The 988-nt window shown below is 63.0% G+C and carries 2 protein-coding genes; both read right to left on the minus strand.

Translation table 11 applies throughout. The features are described from left to right. A partial coding sequence (locus EOA33_RS36815; protein ID WP_127407805.1) for a DUF1345 domain-containing protein occupies positions 1–416 on the minus strand: 416 nt, incomplete at its 3' end. Between the two features lie 25 nt (positions 417–441). After that, positions 442–909 (minus strand): YaiI/YqxD family protein, encoded by a 468-nt coding sequence (locus tag EOA33_RS36820; RefSeq protein WP_127407806.1) that lies wholly within the window; start codon positions 907–909, stop codon positions 442–444. Positions 910–988: the final 79 nt, after the last annotated feature.

The following is a 988-nucleotide window of genomic DNA, read 5'->3' on the forward strand; positions in this document are numbered from 1 at the left end:
ATCCAGTAGACATGCGCGTAGTGGAGCGCCGCCATGGCGTGGATGGTGAACCAGCCGAGCGGTATCGACAGGATGGCGAAGCTGAGCTCGAATGGATGCGCGGCCTCCTTCTGGTTGATCAGATGGAACAGTGAAACGGTGGCGACACCGACGATGAAGAGCGTAACTGCAAAGATACCCAGTACAGGGAGGTCGGTAGCGCGCGCGTTCTTGCTGAGATAGTTGCCGGTAAGCCTCGGCATCAAGGCGAGGACCAGAACGATATAGGCGGCAAAGAAGACATTGGCGCCGATCGAATAGGCAAGCGGGATGCGCAGGAGCAACGCTAGCAGCAAAGCGACGATGCCAATGGCCGCTGACAACGCGAACTGCATGTGCGGATGCATTGGCGTTTTGACGGATGTGTCGGCACCCATGGCCCGGCCTCTAAAGGCGTTCGGATCAGTCCGGTGTGACGGATTTCAACGCCCACCGCAAGATGCGGTCGAGCTCGCCAAGAAAGCGCGAGCGATCCTGCGGCGCGAAGGCGGCATTGTAGCCCTTGCTTTCGCCGGTCTCGCGCAGATGCTGCTTCAGGTCGCGCATCGCCACCGCCATGCCGATGGTTTCGGGCGTGAAGGGACGGCCGGTCGGGCCCAGCACATGCGCGCCGAGCGCCACCGTGCGCGCGGCAAGCGGGATATCGGCCGTCCCCACGATGTCGTTGGACACGGCATTCTCCACGATCCAGTCATCCGCCGCGTCGGCGCCCTTGGACACCACGACGTTGCGGATCATCGGATCGCGCGAGGGGCGCAGGCCGCCATTGGAGACATAGGTGACCACAATGCCGTGGCGCGCCGCGACCTTCTCGACCTCGGCCTTGACCGGGCAGGCGTCGGCGTCGACATAGATGACGGGTGCGGGCATCGTCCCTCCAAAACGAACATGGGGCCGGCTTTGACCGGCCCCATGGCAGAAATTCTCGAACTTGTCAGGCCGGCAGGGC

It is taken from the genome of Mesorhizobium sp. M4A.F.Ca.ET.050.02.1.1 (assembly GCF_003997725.1).
GTDB lineage: Bacteria > Pseudomonadota > Alphaproteobacteria > Rhizobiales > Rhizobiaceae > Mesorhizobium.

Coding starts and splice junctions, on each gene's coding strand:
- EOA33_RS36820 (WP_127407806.1), bottom strand. CDS start 909: ATGCCCGCACCCGTCATCTATGTCGACGCCGACGCCTGCCCGGTCAAG.